This window comes from Candidatus Solirubrobacter pratensis, from assembly GCF_000425945.1.
GTDB lineage: Bacteria > Actinomycetota > Thermoleophilia > Solirubrobacterales > Solirubrobacteraceae > Solirubrobacter > Solirubrobacter pratensis.
Window position 1 is genome coordinate 567786 of the sequence record NZ_AUEK01000003.1, and the last position, 13539, is coordinate 581324.

Annotated in this window: 22 protein-coding genes; 15 read left to right on the plus strand and 7 right to left on the minus strand. The window is 73.4% G+C overall.

All coding sequences use genetic code 11. The annotated features are described in order from the left end of the window. The first annotated feature begins 2 nt into the window (after positions 1–2). Genes H958_RS0102920 through H958_RS0102955 form a run of 8 tightly spaced genes read left to right on the plus strand, consistent with a single transcriptional unit; the run spans position 3 to position 3053 of the window. Positions 3–248, plus strand: a complete 246-nt coding sequence (locus H958_RS0102920; RefSeq protein WP_028057556.1) for a gas vesicle protein GvpG — start codon at positions 3–5, stop codon at positions 246–248. A gap of 4 nt (positions 249–252) precedes the next feature. After that, a complete protein-coding gene (locus tag H958_RS0102925) occupies positions 253–507 on the plus strand; it encodes a gas vesicle protein GvpO (RefSeq protein ID WP_037409138.1) in 255 nt (84 codons plus the stop codon). Positions 508–514: 7 nt separating this feature from the next. Further along, positions 515–862, plus strand: a complete 348-nt coding sequence (locus H958_RS34585; protein ID WP_051323780.1) for a gas vesicle protein — start codon at positions 515–517, stop codon at positions 860–862. Then, complete coding sequence (locus H958_RS0102935; protein WP_037408861.1) at positions 855–1559, plus strand: GvpL/GvpF family gas vesicle protein; 705 nt, start codon at positions 855–857, stop codon at positions 1557–1559. The genes H958_RS34585 and H958_RS0102935 overlap by 8 nt, the downstream gene beginning before the upstream one ends. Next, positions 1556–1780, plus strand: coding sequence for a gas vesicle protein (locus tag H958_RS0102940; protein WP_028057559.1), 225 nt, complete (start codon positions 1556–1558; stop codon positions 1778–1780). The genes H958_RS0102935 and H958_RS0102940 overlap by 4 nt, the downstream gene beginning before the upstream one ends. After that, positions 1777–2427 (plus strand): GvpL/GvpF family gas vesicle protein, encoded by a 651-nt coding sequence (locus H958_RS0102945; RefSeq protein WP_028057560.1) that lies wholly within the window; start codon positions 1777–1779, stop codon positions 2425–2427. Before H958_RS0102940 ends, H958_RS0102945 begins: the two co-directional genes overlap by 4 nt. Before the next feature lies 1 nt (position 2428). Next, on the plus strand, positions 2429–2782 hold the full coding sequence (locus tag H958_RS0102950) for a gas vesicle protein K (protein WP_081685537.1): 354 nt from the start codon (positions 2429–2431) through the stop codon (positions 2780–2782). 28 nt (positions 2783–2810) lie between these two features. Then, entirely contained in the window at positions 2811–3053 is a 243-nt protein-coding gene (locus tag H958_RS0102955) for a hypothetical protein (protein ID WP_028057562.1), read from the plus strand. A gap of 16 nt (positions 3054–3069) precedes the next feature. Here H958_RS0102955 and H958_RS0102960 read toward each other — a convergent pair whose 3' ends face one another. Beyond that, positions 3070–3339 carry a GlsB/YeaQ/YmgE family stress response membrane protein gene (locus H958_RS0102960; RefSeq protein WP_028057563.1) on the minus strand — a complete coding sequence of 90 codons (270 nt, stop codon included), beginning with the start codon at positions 3337–3339 and terminating at the stop codon, positions 3070–3072. Between the two features lie 211 nt (positions 3340–3550). Between H958_RS0102960 and H958_RS34590 the strand changes: the two genes are divergently transcribed. Next, positions 3551–4495 carry a YihY/virulence factor BrkB family protein gene (locus H958_RS34590; protein WP_051323736.1) on the plus strand — a complete coding sequence of 315 codons (945 nt, stop codon included), beginning with the start codon at positions 3551–3553 and terminating at the stop codon, positions 4493–4495. 32 nt (positions 4496–4527) lie between these two features. Further along, positions 4528–4707 carry a CsbD family protein gene (locus tag H958_RS34595; protein WP_037408863.1) on the plus strand — a complete coding sequence of 60 codons (180 nt, stop codon included), beginning with the start codon at positions 4528–4530 and terminating at the stop codon, positions 4705–4707. Here the strand turns inward: H958_RS34595 and H958_RS45835 are convergent. Together H958_RS45835 and gvpJ are read right to left on the minus strand one after the other, a co-directional pair. Next, positions 4704–4859 carry a hypothetical protein gene (locus H958_RS45835; protein WP_156027640.1) on the minus strand — a complete coding sequence of 52 codons (156 nt, stop codon included), beginning with the start codon at positions 4857–4859 and terminating at the stop codon, positions 4704–4706. The two genes, H958_RS34595 and H958_RS45835, sit on opposite strands and share 4 nt — an antisense overlap. 45 nt (positions 4860–4904) lie before the next feature. Beyond that, positions 4905–5240 carry a gas vesicle protein GvpJ gene (gvpJ, locus tag H958_RS0102980; protein WP_028057564.1) on the minus strand — a complete coding sequence of 112 codons (336 nt, stop codon included), beginning with the start codon at positions 5238–5240 and terminating at the stop codon, positions 4905–4907. Positions 5241–5328: 88 nt separating this feature from the next. On the opposite strand from gvpJ, the gene H958_RS42660 reads away from it, so the two are divergent. The 3 genes from H958_RS42660 (at position 5329) to H958_RS0102995 (ending at position 7536) form a co-directional block, all read left to right on the plus strand. Continuing rightward, the gene (locus H958_RS42660) at positions 5329–6849 is read left to right on the plus strand and encodes an FG-GAP repeat domain-containing protein (protein WP_196807174.1); all 1521 of its coding nucleotides are present in this window, start codon (positions 5329–5331) and stop codon (positions 6847–6849) included. A gap of 179 nt (positions 6850–7028) precedes the next feature. After that, positions 7029–7163: a hypothetical protein gene (locus tag H958_RS48650; protein WP_255325389.1), complete on the plus strand. Its 135-nt coding sequence runs from the start codon at positions 7029–7031 to the stop codon at positions 7161–7163. A gap of 10 nt (positions 7164–7173) precedes the next feature. Next, entirely contained in the window at positions 7174–7536 is a 363-nt protein-coding gene (locus H958_RS0102995) for a hypothetical protein (RefSeq protein WP_028057565.1), read from the plus strand. A gap of 8 nt (positions 7537–7544) precedes the next feature. Here H958_RS0102995 and H958_RS0103000 read toward each other — a convergent pair whose 3' ends face one another. Beyond that, complete coding sequence (locus tag H958_RS0103000) at positions 7545–7784, minus strand: hypothetical protein (RefSeq protein ID WP_028057566.1); 240 nt, start codon at positions 7782–7784, stop codon at positions 7545–7547. Positions 7785–7860: 76 nt separating this feature from the next. Continuing rightward, the gene (locus H958_RS0103005; protein ID WP_028057567.1) at positions 7861–8523 is read right to left on the minus strand and encodes a hypothetical protein; all 663 of its coding nucleotides are present in this window, start codon (positions 8521–8523) and stop codon (positions 7861–7863) included. Positions 8524–8593: 70 nt separating this feature from the next. Here H958_RS0103005 and H958_RS0103010 point away from each other — a divergent pair, with 70 nt between their 5' ends. After that, positions 8594–9448, plus strand: a complete 855-nt coding sequence (locus H958_RS0103010) for a LysR family transcriptional regulator (protein ID WP_028057568.1) — start codon at positions 8594–8596, stop codon at positions 9446–9448. Between the two features lie 6 nt (positions 9449–9454). On the opposite strand, the gene H958_RS34605 is transcribed toward H958_RS0103010, so the two are convergent. Next, positions 9455–9967, minus strand: coding sequence for an adenylate kinase family protein (locus H958_RS34605; RefSeq protein ID WP_037408865.1), 513 nt, complete (start codon positions 9965–9967; stop codon positions 9455–9457). Between the two features lie 93 nt (positions 9968–10060). Between H958_RS34605 and H958_RS0103025 the strand changes: the two genes are divergently transcribed. Next, positions 10061–12604 carry an SH3 domain-containing protein gene (locus tag H958_RS0103025; RefSeq protein ID WP_028057569.1) on the plus strand — a complete coding sequence of 848 codons (2544 nt, stop codon included), beginning with the start codon at positions 10061–10063 and terminating at the stop codon, positions 12602–12604. Here the strand turns inward: H958_RS0103025 and H958_RS34610 are convergent. Beyond that, positions 12587–13522 (minus strand): WD40 repeat domain-containing protein, encoded by a 936-nt coding sequence (locus H958_RS34610; protein ID WP_037408866.1) that lies wholly within the window; start codon positions 13520–13522, stop codon positions 12587–12589. The two genes, H958_RS0103025 and H958_RS34610, sit on opposite strands and share 18 nt — an antisense overlap. Positions 13523–13539: the final 17 nt, after the last annotated feature.

Here is a 13539-nt window from a genome sequence, read left to right on the forward strand (position 1 = left end):
GCGTGGGCCTCTTCACCGGTCTCTTGACGCTGCCGCTGGCTCCCGTGCGCGGGACCATATGGATCGCCGAGATACTGGCGGAAGAGGCCGAGCGCGAGCTGGAGATGGCCGAGTCGCCCGAGCGTGGGCTCGCGGAGCTGGAGGCGGCGCACCTGGCGGGCGAGCTGTCCGACGAGGAGTTCGCGGAGGCCCAGGCCCAGCTGATCGATCTGACGATCACCCTGCGCGCGCACCAGGAGGGTCGTTGACGTGGTGTCGCGGAAGCTGCTCCACGCCGCGCGCCAGCAGGTCGCCGAGGTGACCGGCCGTCCCGTGGAGACGATCTCCGGCTTCCACCGCAACGGCGACGGGTGGGTCGTCACCGTCGAGGTACTCGAGCTCGAGCGCGTGCCGAACACGATGGACCTGCTCGCGACCTACGCCGTGACGATCTCCGACGACGGCGACGTGCTCGGCTTCGAGCGGCGCCGGAGATACCACCGCGCCGCCGTCGACGAAGGGGGCTGACGTGGCGATCAATCACCGCACCGGCAGCGAGCTGAGCGGCCACCCGCGCAGCGACAGCCTGGCCGACGTCCTCGAGCGGGTGCTCGACAAGGGCATCGTGATCGCCGGCGACATCCAGATCAACCTGCTCGACATCGAGCTGCTGACGATCAAGCTCCGGCTCGTCGTCGCCTCCGTCGACAAGGCCAAGGAGATCGGGATCGACTGGTGGGAGAGCGACCCGGAGCTCAACAGCAACTCCCGGCGGCTCGTCGAGGAGAACGACCGCCTGCGCGAACGGCTCGAGCGGATGGAAGGCCAGCTCGCGCGGCTCGAGAAGGGCGGCGATCGGGTGGAGGAAGGCGGCGATGGCTGACGCGCTGCTGTGGGCCTACGGGGTCGTGCCAGGTCCGGCGGCCCCGCCCGCGCGTGGCGTCGCCGGCCGGCCGGTCACGCCGATCGCGCACGGCAAGCTCGCCGTGCTGGCCAGCGCCGCGCCCTTCTCGGCCGGTGAGCTCCAGCAGCGCCTCGAGGACATGGAGACGCTCGCGTCGCTGGCGCGCGCGCACGACGCCGTGCTCGAGGCCGCCTTCGATCGGGGCGACGTCGTCCCGTTCCGGATGGGGACGCTGTACGAGACGCCGCAGGCGATACGCGACATGCTCGCCGCCGAGACCGACCGCTTCGCAGCCGTCCTCACGCGGCTGCACGACAAGGCCGAATGGGGCGTCAAGGCGTTCCTGGCGCCCCCGCGCAGCGAGCCGTCGCCGTCCTCCGGCACCGAGTACCTCGCCCGCCGGCGCGCGCAGCGCGATCAGACCGAAGAGAGCTCCGAGGCGGCGGCCGACGTCCACGCCCGCCTCGCGGAGTACGCCGCAGGCGCGGTCCTGAGCCGGCTGCAGGACCGTGGGGTGAGCGGGCGCGACACGGAGATGGTCCTCAACGGCTCCTACCTCGTCCCGCGCGCCGAGGCCGCGGACTTCGCCGCGCTGGTCGAGGCGCTCGGGCGCGAGCACCAGGGGCTGACGCTCGAGCTCACCGGACCCTGGCCGCCCTACCACTTCGTCGCATGAGCGCCACGCGCGAGGACATCGCCCGCCAGCGCGAGGTCGCCCTCGTCGATCTCGTCGACCGGCTGCTCGCCGGAGGCGTCGTGATCGGCGGCGACATCACGCTCTCGATCGCCGACGTCGACCTCGTCTACGTCGGCCTGCGCGCGCTGATCACCTCGGTCGCGACCGCCGAGGAGCTCGGCATGTCCATCCGCCCGGTCCCCGGAGCGCCGCACCGATGATCTGGGTCTACGGCATCTGCAACCGGCCCACACTGACCCCGCCCCGGCGCCGCGGGCTCGCACAGGCTCCGCTCGAGGGCATGCGCGAGGGCGCGCTGCTGGCCGTGTTCACGCGCCACGAGCGGTCGGTCGCCGAGCCGGCGCCTGACGCGCTGTGGAGGCACGAGCGCGTGGTGGAGCGCCTGATGCTCGACCGCACCGTGCTGCCGATGCGCTTCGGGAGCCAAGTGGACGACGAGGACGCGCTGCGGCAGTTCCTCGTGGAGCGGCAGGACTCGCTCGTCGCCGCGCTGGAGCGCGTCGGCGGCCACGTCGAGCTCGGCGTCCGTGTCCTCGAGCCGGCCGCGCGCGAAGCCGTCGCCGTCGCGGCGCCGGCCTCCGGGCGCGACTACCTGATGGCAAAGCTGCGCGACGGCCGGCGGTCGTCGTCCGTCCACGAGGAGCTGCAGGCGCTGGCCACCGAGGCGCGCACGCAGGCGAGGCGCAGCGGCGACGAGGTCCTCAGGAGCGCGTACCTCGTGCCCCGCCGCGTCGTCCCGCGGTTCCGGACGGCGGTCGAGCGCCTGCAGAACGCGCACCCCGACCTGGCCATCCTCTGCACGGGACCGTGGCCCCCCTACACGTTCGTCGACGACGCCGAGGAGTGACATGACGGACTCGCCCGCCGACAAGCTGCTGGCCGCACCCGCCAACCTCGACCCGTTCGCGCGCGACCTGCGCCGCCTCGACGACGCGCTCACGAGCCGCGTCCGGGCGGACCCGGAGAACGTCGAGCGCGGGCTCGCCTCGCTCGTGCTGACCATCGTCGAGCTGCTGCGGCAGCTGATGGAGCGTCAGGCGCTGCGGCGCGTCGAGGCCGGCGGCCTCGACGACGAGACCGTGGAGCGGCTCGGGAGCACGCTGATGGCGCTCGAGGCGCGCATGAACGAGCTGAAGGAGACCTTCGGTCTCGACGACGAGGACCTCAATCTCGATCTCGGCCCGCTCGGCCGGCTCTTGTGACCGTCAAACACCCACCGAGGAGACTGCGATGACCCGTGACGAGGCGAATGGATGGCTGGTCAACGTGCTGATCCAGAAGATCCGTAACGACCGCTATCCGAGCGCGACCCAACTCGCGATCATCGAGGAGGTCCTGCCGCGCGAGATGGTGCCGGACTATCTCGAGGTCCTGATGGAGAAGGCGGCGCAGGACAACGTGCCGAGCGTCCCGCTCCTGCGGCGGATCGAGCGCTTGGCCGCGACCCTTCCCGCCGCCGAGCGGAGGCGCTGAGCACGCCTCGCGCGGGTCAGCGCGCGAGCGGGTGCCGCTTGTCCTTGAGCGCGACGCGGTAGAGGGCGAGCAGGATCATCACGCCGATGATCGCGCCCAGCAGTCCACCGAGGTCGAACATGCGGTCGTCGCCGATGCCGAGCAACTCGGTGAACACCAGGAAGCCGATGACGGCACCGGCGAGCCCGAGCAGCATGGTGGCGATGAACCCCATCTTGTCGCGGCCGGGCATCAGCAACCTGCCGAGGTACCCGGCCACGATTCCTAGAACGATCGCTCCGATCACGGTCTTCCCCTTTTCCGAGAGCGAATGGCGAGATCAGCGTCCCCGCGGAAAGTGCGCTCGAAACGGATCCCCGGAATTCGGCGTGGCACACGTCAACACGTACTGACAGCTCCGCCGGTCACTGTCAAAGTGCATTGACCCGCGGTGGTTTCGAAGCCGGCTCACGGTGGGAAGAGCAGGGCAACGACCTGAAAGTGAAGGTGCGGCCCCAATGCCCCATAGAGGCGCCCTCACCAGCCCCATCGCCCTGCCGCGGAGCACGTGGAAGGGCACGCTCGCCCGTACCGCGGTCGAGTTCAAGCACGACAAGCTCAACCACTGGGGCGCCGCCCTGACCTACTACGCGGTGCTCTCGCTGTTTCCCGCGCTGCTCGTCCTGGTCTCGCTCGTCGGGCTGTTCGCGAGCCCGGAGCGTGTCACCAAGGTCCTCACCGACACCGTCTCACAGCTCGGCCCCGCGTCCGCCGCCAAGACCTTCCAGGGGCCGATCGAGTCCATCACCGCCAACCGCGGCACCGCCGGGGTGATGTTCGTCGTCGGCGTGCTGTCGGCGCTGTGGGCGGCATCGGGCTACGTGAGCGCGTTCGCCGACGCGTCCAACACCATCTACGAGGTCGACGAGGGACGGCCGTTCTGGAAGCTCAAGCCGCTGCAGGTCGTCGTCACCTTCGTGCTGATCGTGCTGGCCTCGCTGGTCGCCCTGGCGCTCGTGCTCAGCGGGCCGATCGTCGGCGCGCTCGGCGCCTCGCTCGGCATCAGCGACATGGCGCTGACGGCGTGGCGGCTCGCCAAGTGGCCGGCCATGGTGATCCTCGTGCTGGTGATCTTCGGCGCGCTCTATTACACGTCGCCGAATGCGCGCGTCAGCGGCGTCCGGTGGGTCACGGGCGGAGCGCTGCTCGCGCTCGCGTTGTGGGTCCTGGCCTCGATCGCCCTGGCGCTCTATGTGGCCAACTTCGGGTCATATGACAAGACGTACGGAACCCTCGGCGGGGTGGTCGTGTTCCTCGTCTGGCTGTGGGTCACGAACATGGCGATCCTGCTCGGCGCGGAGTTCAATGCCGAGACCGAGCGGGCGCGCCAGATCGAGACCGGTGTGCCGGGCGCCGAGGACGACCTCAAGCTGCAGGAGCGCGAGCCCGCTCGCGCCGAGTGAATGACGCCAAAGCCCCAGAAAGGATCGATCCAATGAGGTCGTCACGACGCGATCGCGCCGCGGGCGCCGTCGATACCCTCGCCGGCCGCGTCCTCGAGGCGTTCGGCAAGCTGACCGGCAAGCGATCCACCGCCGCCAAGGGCAAGGCCGCACGGGGGCGCGGCGCCGGCCGGTCGGCCAAGGGACGCGTCAAGCGCGGCGCTCGCCGCTAGCCGTCGTCCGAGCCGCCGCCTGACCGCAGGAGGCGGTAGGCGAGCACCGCGGCGCCGGCGCCGATGATGATGGCGGCGCCCAATGCGCGCAGCCGCGACGGCTCGTCGCCCGCGAGGCGCTGCGTCACCGCTTCTCCTACGAAATCGGACATGGGTCACCGTTACCCATGATGGTCCGCTCGGTTAACGGTAAGTGATCAGTCGTCGGGGATGGCGTCGGCGATCTCGTCTGTGACGGCGTCCACCGCGCCTCCGGCGGCGGCTCTTTTCATACGCGACTTCGCGGTGCGCTTGAGCTCGAGCGGCGTCTCCTTCGCGGCCTCCAGATCGAGCCGGCCGACGGCCTCGGCGAAGCGGAGGTAGGTGTCCACGCTGGCCACGACGATGCGGGCGTCGACGGTCAGGATCTCGATGCCGACCAGCGACAGGCGGACGTAGGCGTCGATGACGAGGCCTTTGTCGAGGATCAGATCGAGCACGTCGGCCAGTCCGCTGGGCGACGGCCCGCCGGCGTACCGATTCGAAGCGGCCATCCCGCATCCTTCCGGCGCCGGAGCGCCGTTGGTGATGTGCGAAGGGCGTACCGAGGCCGCGCGGGCCGCAAACACGTCCGCGCCCGACGTGGCGACGGTCAACGGCACGCCGAGCACGGTCTCGGTGTTCCTGAGGCAGCCGGGCGGCGGGTTCGCGGAGGAGGCCGGCTCGCCGTTCGCGGTCGGCTCGGGGCCGGGCGGCGCTGCGGTCGGCGACTACAACGGCGACGGCCTACTCGACCTCGCGGTGGCCAACTACAGCTCCAGCAGCGTCTCGGTGCTCCTGCGGCAGCCCGGCGGCGGGTTCGCGAGCGGGCAGACGATCTCAATCCCGGGCAACCCGCAGGCGATCGTCGCGGGCGACTTCGACGGCCAGGGCCTCACGGACCTCGCGGTGTCGCTCTACAACGCCGGCCAGGCCGCGGTCCTGCTGAACACGGGCACCGGGTTCGCGCCACAGCCGGACATCGCGACCGGGACCCAGCCCTCGGTCAACACGGCGGCCGACTTCAATGGCGACGGGCTGACCGACATCGCGCTGATCAACGTCGGCAGCAACAGCGTGTCCGTCCTGATCCGCGTGCCGGCCGGCGGGTTCGCCGCCGAGCCGCAGGTCCCGGTGGGCCAGCGCCCCGGCGGCATTGCCACGGCCGACTTCAACGGCGACGGCCGCGCCGACCTCGCGACGACCGACTACGGCTCCGGCACCGTGTCGATCCTGCTGCGCAACGCGCAGAACAGCGGCTTCGCCGAAGAGGCGGGCTCGCCGATCGCCGTCAGCGCCGGTCCTGTCGGCATCACCGCCGCGGATCTCGACCGCGACGGCCGGCCGGATCTCGCCGTCGCCGCGAACAGCGGCGCGGTCGACGTGCTCCGCCGCAACGCCGCCGGCGGCTTCACGCGCGACCCCGCGATCCCGCTCGCCGGCGCGCAGAACGGCATCGCCGCCGCGGACTTCGACGGCGACGGACGCCCGGACCTCGCCGTGTCGGAGATCACGAACGAGACGTTCAGCGCGCTGTTGAACCCCGCGCCTCCGCCGCCGCCCGCCCCGACGCCGGTTCCGCCATTGCCTGCGCCCGTCGCCGGCAAGACGGTCAACGTCACGCCCGTCTCCGGCAAGGTGCTGATCAAGCTGCCGCGCGGCACCCGCTACACGCCGCTGACCGCCGCCGCGCAGATCCCCGTCGGCGCCTCGATCGACACGCGCGCCGGGCGCATCACGATCACCGCCGCGCAGGGCAAGGGCAGGACCGCCTCGGCCGACTTCTACGACGGGCTCTTCACGCTCACGCAGACGAAGGGCTCCAAGCCGCTCGCGACGCTCACGCTGACCGAGAAGCTCAGCTGCCCGCGCCGCGGCCGCGGCTCTGCGGCGGCCGCGAAGAAGAGGTCGCGCAAGCTGTGGGGCGACGGCTCCGGCGCCTTCCGGACCCGCGGGCAGTACAGCTCCGCGACCGTGCGCGGCACGCGCTGGCTCACGCAGGACAGCTGCGGCGCCACGCTCACGCTCGTGGCCAAGGGCGCCGTGAGCGTCCGCGACCTCGTCAGGCGCAGGACGGCGATCGTTCGCGCGGGCAAGCGCTACACCGCGCGCCGCAGGCGCTGACCGCTCCGCACCTGCAGGTACGGCCAACCCCCGGTCGCCGGGTGGAACCCCGACCTCGAAACGCGGGTTGAGTCCGCGCGAGACGCCAGCCAGCCGTGTGCCATCGCGGCCCCGGCTGCGAGAACGTTTCCAGTACACCGCAGCTCCTCCAAAGCCGCCACGCAGACAGAGAGCCAGCCATGACCGTCCTCGCCACCTCCAGCCGCCGCCCGTCCACCGACCACTCCTTCGTGGTTCCCGTCGTGGAGGAGGTCTCGCCGCAGCAGGCAAAGCCCGCGGCGGGCCCCCGCCTGCTGACGGCCCAGCGCGGGTAGACAGTCGTCCATGGACGACGACGAGCGGGTCGACCCGAGCGAGCAGCGCGGCGGGACGACACCGGGCGACGCCGAGGCCCGGGAGAAGGGCGAGTGGGTCCAGGCCGCGGCGGAGGGCGTCGTCCCCGCCGGGCTGGGGGGATCGGATGCGCCCGAGGAGAAGCTCGGCACCGATCCCGAGCTCAAGAGCGCCGCGCTCGGGCGCACGACGGGCAGCGACGAGCCCGCCACCTCGGAGGGGATCGACCTCGAGGCCGGCGACGCGGCCGACGCGACGACCGACGCCCGGCCGCCGATCCCCGCGGATGCCGAGCCCGACCTCAAGGATGCGACGGCAGGCCCGCGCAAGCCGGACGCGGACTCGGCGGCGTAGCTCGGCCGCTAGCCGAACAGGCCGGCGAGCCAGGAGCCGCCGAAGAGCAGCACCGCGACGAAGACGGCGAGCGGAAGGCGATAGCCGGCCCCGAAGCTGAGCGCGGCGAGAAACGATCCGGCGCGGTTCAGCGCGCCCGGCCCCGAGTCCCAGCGGCGCGTGTCGAGATCGGCGCCGCAGATCGCGCAGCCGGCCGCGTAGGGCGAAACTCGCTCCCTGCAGTCGGGGCAGCGGCTGCGATCAGGCATCCATATCCATTCCGGTCATGTGCCGCGAAGAGTAGGCGCAGCGGCGCTCGCCGCCAACTGGACGTCCGCACTGGGATCACGTGCCGCCGCAGGCGCGCGGCGTCGTGACGGCGGGATCCGGGATCGGATCCGGGCGGCCGGAGATCTTGCAGTAGGCGAACCGCCCGCTGTCGAAGTGCACGAGGGCGCGGTACGGATAGCCGATCGCGCCCGCCTCGCCGCCCGCGCTGCGCTGGATGTCGGCGACCACGGCGACGCAGGCGTAGCGGCCGTCGGTCCGCGAGAGGTCGCGCTCGGGCGGCGTCCCGCCGACGGTGCGCGGGAAGCGCTCGCAGGTGGCGCGCAGGATCGGTCCGCGCAGGCGGCGCTCCGCCACGCGCCGGCGGGCGTCGGTGAGGATCGCCGAGGAGACGTCGGACATGAGCCCCGCGCGGGCGTCGAGCCGGGCGTGCGAAGAGGCGCCGGCCGGGGCCACCGAACGGGAGCGGCCGCTGCGCGGGCTCTGCTCGGCCTGCAGCTCGCGGATCATCCGCGCGTGCTGCGCGGCGACGATCCGCGCCGAGCGCGCCGAGCGCTCCGAGCGCGAGTGGCTGATCGAGGGCGCCAGCACCGCCGCCGCGGCGATCGCTGCCACCAGCGTCACGCCCACCGCGATCCGGACCGCGACCCCGGTCCGGCGCCAGAGCCAGCCCGGGAGCTGGGCGAATCCGGGCAGCGGCTCGTAGCGGTCTGAGGACACGCGCCGAGTGTGCGGGGCGCACAGCACAAGCACAAGCACCGATGACTACCGCCGAGCGTAAGCTCAGCTGATGCTCGACGTCAAGCGCCTCCGCCTCCTGAGCGAGCTTGCGCGCCGCGGGACGATCGCCGCCGTCGCCCGCACGGTCGGCTACACGCCCTCGGCGGTCTCCCAGTCGCTCGCCCAGCTCGAGCGCGAGGCCGGCGTGGCCCTGCTCGAGCGCGACGGCCGCCGCGTCCGCCTGACGCCGGCCGCGCGTGCCCTCGTGCGGCGTGCGGACCGGATCCTGCAGGAGCTCGACGCCGCCGAGGCCGCGCTTGCCGCCGAGCACGAGACGGTCAAGGGCGCGCTCGTGATCGGGGCGTTCCCGAGCGCCGCGACGGCGCTCGTCGTGCCCGCCGTCAGGCAGCTCGCCGTCCGCCACCCGGAGCTGGGCTGCACGATTCGCGAGCACGAGCCGGAGGAGGGGATCCCGCTGCTGCGCGCGGGTGAGCTGGATCTGCTCGTCTCCGAGAGCTACGACGGCGTCGCCGACGCGCCCGCCGGCGGGCTGGAGCGCCACCCGCTGCTGAGCGAGCCGCTGCTGCTCGTGCTCCCCGACGGCCCGGCCCCGGCCGACCTGGACGCCCTGCCGTGGATCGGCGGCCTCGCCGGCACGCAGTACGCCGCCGCGCTCCAGCTGGCCTGCCGCGCGGCCGGCCTGCAGCCGCGGTTCGCGCACCGCGCCGACGAGGCGTCGGTGCACGTCGCGCTCGTCGCCGCCGGCCTCGGCATCGGGCTGCTCCCGGCGCTCGCGTGCACGCCCGCGCCCGGCGTGCGCTTCACCGAGTTCGAGCACGCCCCGCGCCGCCACGTCTTCGCGCTCGCCCGCCGCGGCGCGGCGCGGCGGCCGACGGTCGCCGCCGCGCTGGAGGCGATGCGCTGAGCTGCGCTACGCGTCGTGCACGCGCTCGCGCAGCTCGGCGGCGATCTCGTCCTCCGGCCGGTTGCCGTCGACCTCCACCAGCACGTCGCGGTAGTGGTCCACGAGCGGGCGCGTGTCGCGCTGGTACTCGCGCAGGCGCTCGGCGATCACGTCCTCGCGGTCGTCTTCGCGCCCCCGTCCGAGCAGCCGGCGCACCAGCTCCGTCTCGGGCACGTCGAGGTGGACGACGGCGTCGAAGTCCACCTGCCGGGCCTGCGGAAGCGTGCGCGGGAAGCCGTCGAGCACGTAGCCGTCGTGGTGCCCGAGCACCGGCAGGACGGCCTCGGTCACCAGCTCGTCCGGCGCGAGCCGGCCCGCGTCCATGTGCGACGCGACCTCGCGGCCGAGCGGCGTGTCCTCCGCCACGGCCTCGCGCAGCAGGTCGCCGGAGGAGATGTGGTCGACGCCGAGCTCGCGGGCGAGCCGCGCGCCTTGCGTGCCCTTCCCGCTCCCGGGCGCCCCGAGCATCAGTACCTTCATCGCTTAACCAGTACCCGCTCAGGGGGCGCAGCGCCAGAACGGCTTCACGAATGGCGCTTGCCCGTACGCGCGGGACTCCGGTAGCGTCGCGCCGTGACCCGGCCGGAGCGTGAGCAGCGGGAAGCGCAGCCGGGGCCTGAGCGCGCGCCGAAGCCGCCCTCCGCTCCCGCCGCCCCGGCCGTCGGCCGCCTGCTGGCGCTGCAGCGCGCGGCGGGCAACTCCGCCGTCACCGCGATGCTGGCCCGCATCGGCGGCGCTCCCGCCGTCGCGCCGCCGCCGGTCGCCTCGGTCCATCACACGCAGGCCGAGCTCGAGGCGATGACGCTCGAGGAGTTCGAGAGGTTCGCCGAAGGCCAGGCCGACTGGGCGGCCGAGCCGGGGCGGCCCGCCGCCACGCCCACGCTGGGGCCCGCGTTCAAGGCCAAGCTCCGCGCGCTGCTGGAGTTCGCGCGCGAGGACGACGGCGGCGTCCGGCCGGTGCTCGCCGGCTGCGGCACGATGACCGTCCGCGACCTGGTCGCGACGGGGCTGACGTTCAGCGTGCGGGCGAAGCTGCGCAGCTACGCCCAGGCGGTCGCGCAGTCGCACGTCACGATCCAGGTGCAGCCGACCGCCGACGTCGCGCGCGCCCAGGTGCTGGGCGAGGCGGTGAGGAAGCTCGAGGCGATGCCGGGGCCGGGCGTCAGCCACACGATCTTCAAGCAGACCGATGCCGACTCGCTCGGCGACCTGGTCGACTCCGGTCACCTGGACGACTTCATCGCCTATTGCCGCCGCTGCCACCCGCTGCTGGAGGCGCCCGGCGCCGAGATCGACTCCTATCTGGCGCTGCGCAACGAGGGCGCCGATCCGATCGCCTACAGCAGCCGCCTGGCCGACGTCCGCAACTTCCACCGCTTCGAGAAGGCCGCGCTGGACGCGCTCGTGCTCAACCGCCGCCACACGGCCAAGGACCGGCCGCTGTTCCTGATCCTGCACTCCAACTTCGACCACAACGGCGCCTTCCACCGCGATCCGAACCTGACCGCGGTGATCACCGAAGCGCGCCATCTGACGCTGCTGATCGAGGGCAAGGAGACGCTGGACGAGATCTCCTCCGAGCTCTCGCCGCTCGCCCATCGCTACGGCCAGGGCAACCAGGTCTCGCAGGTGATGTTCGCCGGACACGGCAACAGCAACGTGATCCAGATGGCGGGCACGATGGACACCACCGCGCTGGACGCCGGCGAGGCGCCCGAGCGTGCGGAGCTCGGTCACGACATCACGTCGGCGCCTGGTCAGACCGCGGACACGGACAGGCTGCTGCACGAGCTGCTGGCGCACATGGCGACCGACGGCAGCGCCCGCATCGTGCTCAACGGCTGCCTGACGGCGTCCAACTCGGTCAACGCGCCGCTGGACCCCGACCCGAGGAGGGCGGCGGCGCAGGTCCAGGCCGCGATCTCCGCCGAGCCGAGCCTTGCCACCTACCTCGGCCAGGCCGCGGCCGCGAGCAACGTCAGCGTGCGCGGCGCCAACGCCTCCTTCGGGCAGGTCGGGCTGATGGACCCGTCCGGCAACCTCGACATCGTCGCGGCCGGCGGCGCGGATCCGATGCTGACGGCGCCCAAGATCGACTACATCCGCGGCGGCACCGAGCCGCAGGGCGCGCTGCGCGCGGTGCTGGAGGTGTGGGCGGCGGACCGCGCCGCCTCGCCGCCGGGCACGTCGGCGCTGGACGCGATGCGCAACCGGCTGGCGACCGAGGCGCCTACGCCCGACTGGGACGCCCGCATCATCCGCACGCTCTACACGATCGTCGGCGCCAACTCCGACAACGGCGAGCTGATCCGCCGGCTCGGCAACTGCGCGGGCGACCTGAGCGAGCTCAAGCACGCCGAGCAGTGCCGCGTCGGCGCGCTCGCGAGCGTTCCCGCGGCGCAGGTGGCGACGATCTTCAACGGCGTCACGCCGACCGACCTGTGGGCGACGCAACCGCGCATCCCGCTCGTGATCCTCCAGCGCTGGCTGCACGACGACGCGACCAAGAAGGCGGCGTTCCTCGCCCAGCTCGGCGGTGCGGCGTTCACGTGCAACACCGCCAAGGGCTTCGTCGACATCCCGCTGCTGGGCGCGAAGCTCGGCGAGCTGATTCCGGTCGCCGACGCGCCGCGCGCCACGCCCGGGCAGCTGAAGCTCTCGCTCCTCGGCGCCGCCCGCGGCGCGCCGGACGCGACCTGCCGCGACTTCCTGCGCGCGGTCGTCGGCGGCAACCCCGGATTCCCGCCCGCGCTCGGCATCGACGGGCTGCTCGGCGGCATGTCGACGCAGGCCGACGTGGAGATCGCGATCGGCGTGCGCGGGCCGGCGGCGACCCCTCCGGTGGGCGGTCCGGCGGCGCCCCCGAACAACGTCGACCTCGACGGCGACGGCGTCAACGACTTCCGGGTCGAGCCGATCACCCGCCGCGGCGCGGTCACCGCCTCGAGCCTGCACGTGCGCCGGCGCCCCGACGTCGGCGCGGACTCGCTCGACCTGCTGCCGCGGGGGGCGCGCGTGAGCCTGATCGGCACGTCGGGCGACTGGTACGCGATCGAGCACCGTCCCGGGACGGCGTTCGTCCACCACGACTGGGTCGAGCTACGCGACCAGCTCTAGGGCTGCCACGCCGCCGGCCGGCCCGGCGCGCGCGGCCAGCAGGCGCTTGCCGGAGGGGTGGAAGGCCAGGCCGGTGACGGGCGCGCCGGCGTCGAGCTGACCGAGCAGGTCGCCGGCGAGCGACCACAGGCGCACGAGGCCGTCCTCGCCGCCGGTCGCGAGCGCCTCGCCGCCGGGGTGCCACGCGAGCCCGGCCGCCTCGCCCTCGTGCGCGAGCCAGCGCGCGACCTCCTCCCACGTGCCGGAGTCCCAGACGGCGACGGTGCCGTCCGCGGAGCCGGCCGCCAAGTGCGCGCCGTCGAGCCGCAGCGTGCGGGCGACGGTGGCGAACGCGGCGAGCACCGCGAGCGGGCGGCCGGACGCGCGGTCGCGCACGTCGATCGCGCGCCCCCCGGAGGCGACGAGCGCGTCGCCGACGACGATCGCCGTCCTCGGCTCCGAGCGCGTGCCCTCCCAGATCACGAGCGGCGCGTCGCCGTCGAGCAGCACCAGGCGGGCCGGCGGGCCGCTCCAGCCGGCGCCGGCGGAGGTCCCGCGCGGCGGGCGGTACTCGCCGTAGAGCGCGAGCGCGCTGCCGTCAGGCGCCCAGGCGCCGGCGCTCGCCATGAAGCCCTCGGCGGCCTCGCTCGGCAGGCCGGTCGCGAGCGTCTCGGCGACGGGCGGCCGCGGAGCCCAGGCGCGCGCGCCGCGGTCGTAGGCGAGCGGGGCGACGAGCACGCGGGCGCCGTCGGAGGAGAACGTCAGCTCGCCGAGGATCTCGCCCGCGACGCCCTCGGCCGCGACGAGCGCATCGTCCTCGAACAGGCGCAGCTCCTGCCGGGACGAGCAGGCCCACGCGCTGCCGTCGGGCGCGTAGGCCACGCGCTGGCCGATCGCGTCGTGCCATTCGCGCGCCAGCTCGAGCCCGACGGCGGTCATGCGCGAACCCTACCTGG

Coding starts and splice junctions, on each gene's coding strand:
- H958_RS0102995 (WP_028057565.1), top strand. CDS start 7,174: ATGGACGACGACGAGCGGGTCGACCCGAGCGAGCAGCGCGGCGGGACG.
- H958_RS34610 (WP_037408866.1), bottom strand. CDS start 13,522: ATGACCGCCGTCGGGCTCGAGCTGGCGCGCGAATGGCACGACGCGATC.
- H958_RS0103010 (WP_028057568.1), top strand. CDS start 8,594: ATGCTCGACGTCAAGCGCCTCCGCCTCCTGAGCGAGCTTGCGCGCCGC.
- H958_RS0103000 (WP_028057566.1), bottom strand. CDS start 7,784: ATGCCTGATCGCAGCCGCTGCCCCGACTGCAGGGAGCGAGTTTCGCCC.
- gvpJ (WP_028057564.1), bottom strand. CDS start 5,240: ATGGCCGCTTCGAATCGGTACGCCGGCGGGCCGTCGCCCAGCGGACTG.
- H958_RS34605 (WP_037408865.1), bottom strand. CDS start 9,967: ATGAAGGTACTGATGCTCGGGGCGCCCGGGAGCGGGAAGGGCACGCAA.
- H958_RS48650 (WP_255325389.1), top strand. CDS start 7,029: ATGACCGTCCTCGCCACCTCCAGCCGCCGCCCGTCCACCGACCACTCC.
- H958_RS34590 (WP_051323736.1), top strand. CDS start 3,551: ATGCCCCATAGAGGCGCCCTCACCAGCCCCATCGCCCTGCCGCGGAGC.
- H958_RS0102950 (WP_081685537.1), top strand. CDS start 2,429: ATGACGGACTCGCCCGCCGACAAGCTGCTGGCCGCACCCGCCAACCTC.
- H958_RS0102945 (WP_028057560.1), top strand. CDS start 1,777: ATGATCTGGGTCTACGGCATCTGCAACCGGCCCACACTGACCCCGCCC.
- H958_RS34595 (WP_037408863.1), top strand. CDS start 4,528: ATGAGGTCGTCACGACGCGATCGCGCCGCGGGCGCCGTCGATACCCTC.
- H958_RS0102955 (WP_028057562.1), top strand. CDS start 2,811: ATGACCCGTGACGAGGCGAATGGATGGCTGGTCAACGTGCTGATCCAG.
- H958_RS0102935 (WP_037408861.1), top strand. CDS start 855: ATGGCTGACGCGCTGCTGTGGGCCTACGGGGTCGTGCCAGGTCCGGCG.
- H958_RS0102940 (WP_028057559.1), top strand. CDS start 1,556: ATGAGCGCCACGCGCGAGGACATCGCCCGCCAGCGCGAGGTCGCCCTC.
- H958_RS45835 (WP_156027640.1), bottom strand. CDS start 4,859: ATGTCCGATTTCGTAGGAGAAGCGGTGACGCAGCGCCTCGCGGGCGAC.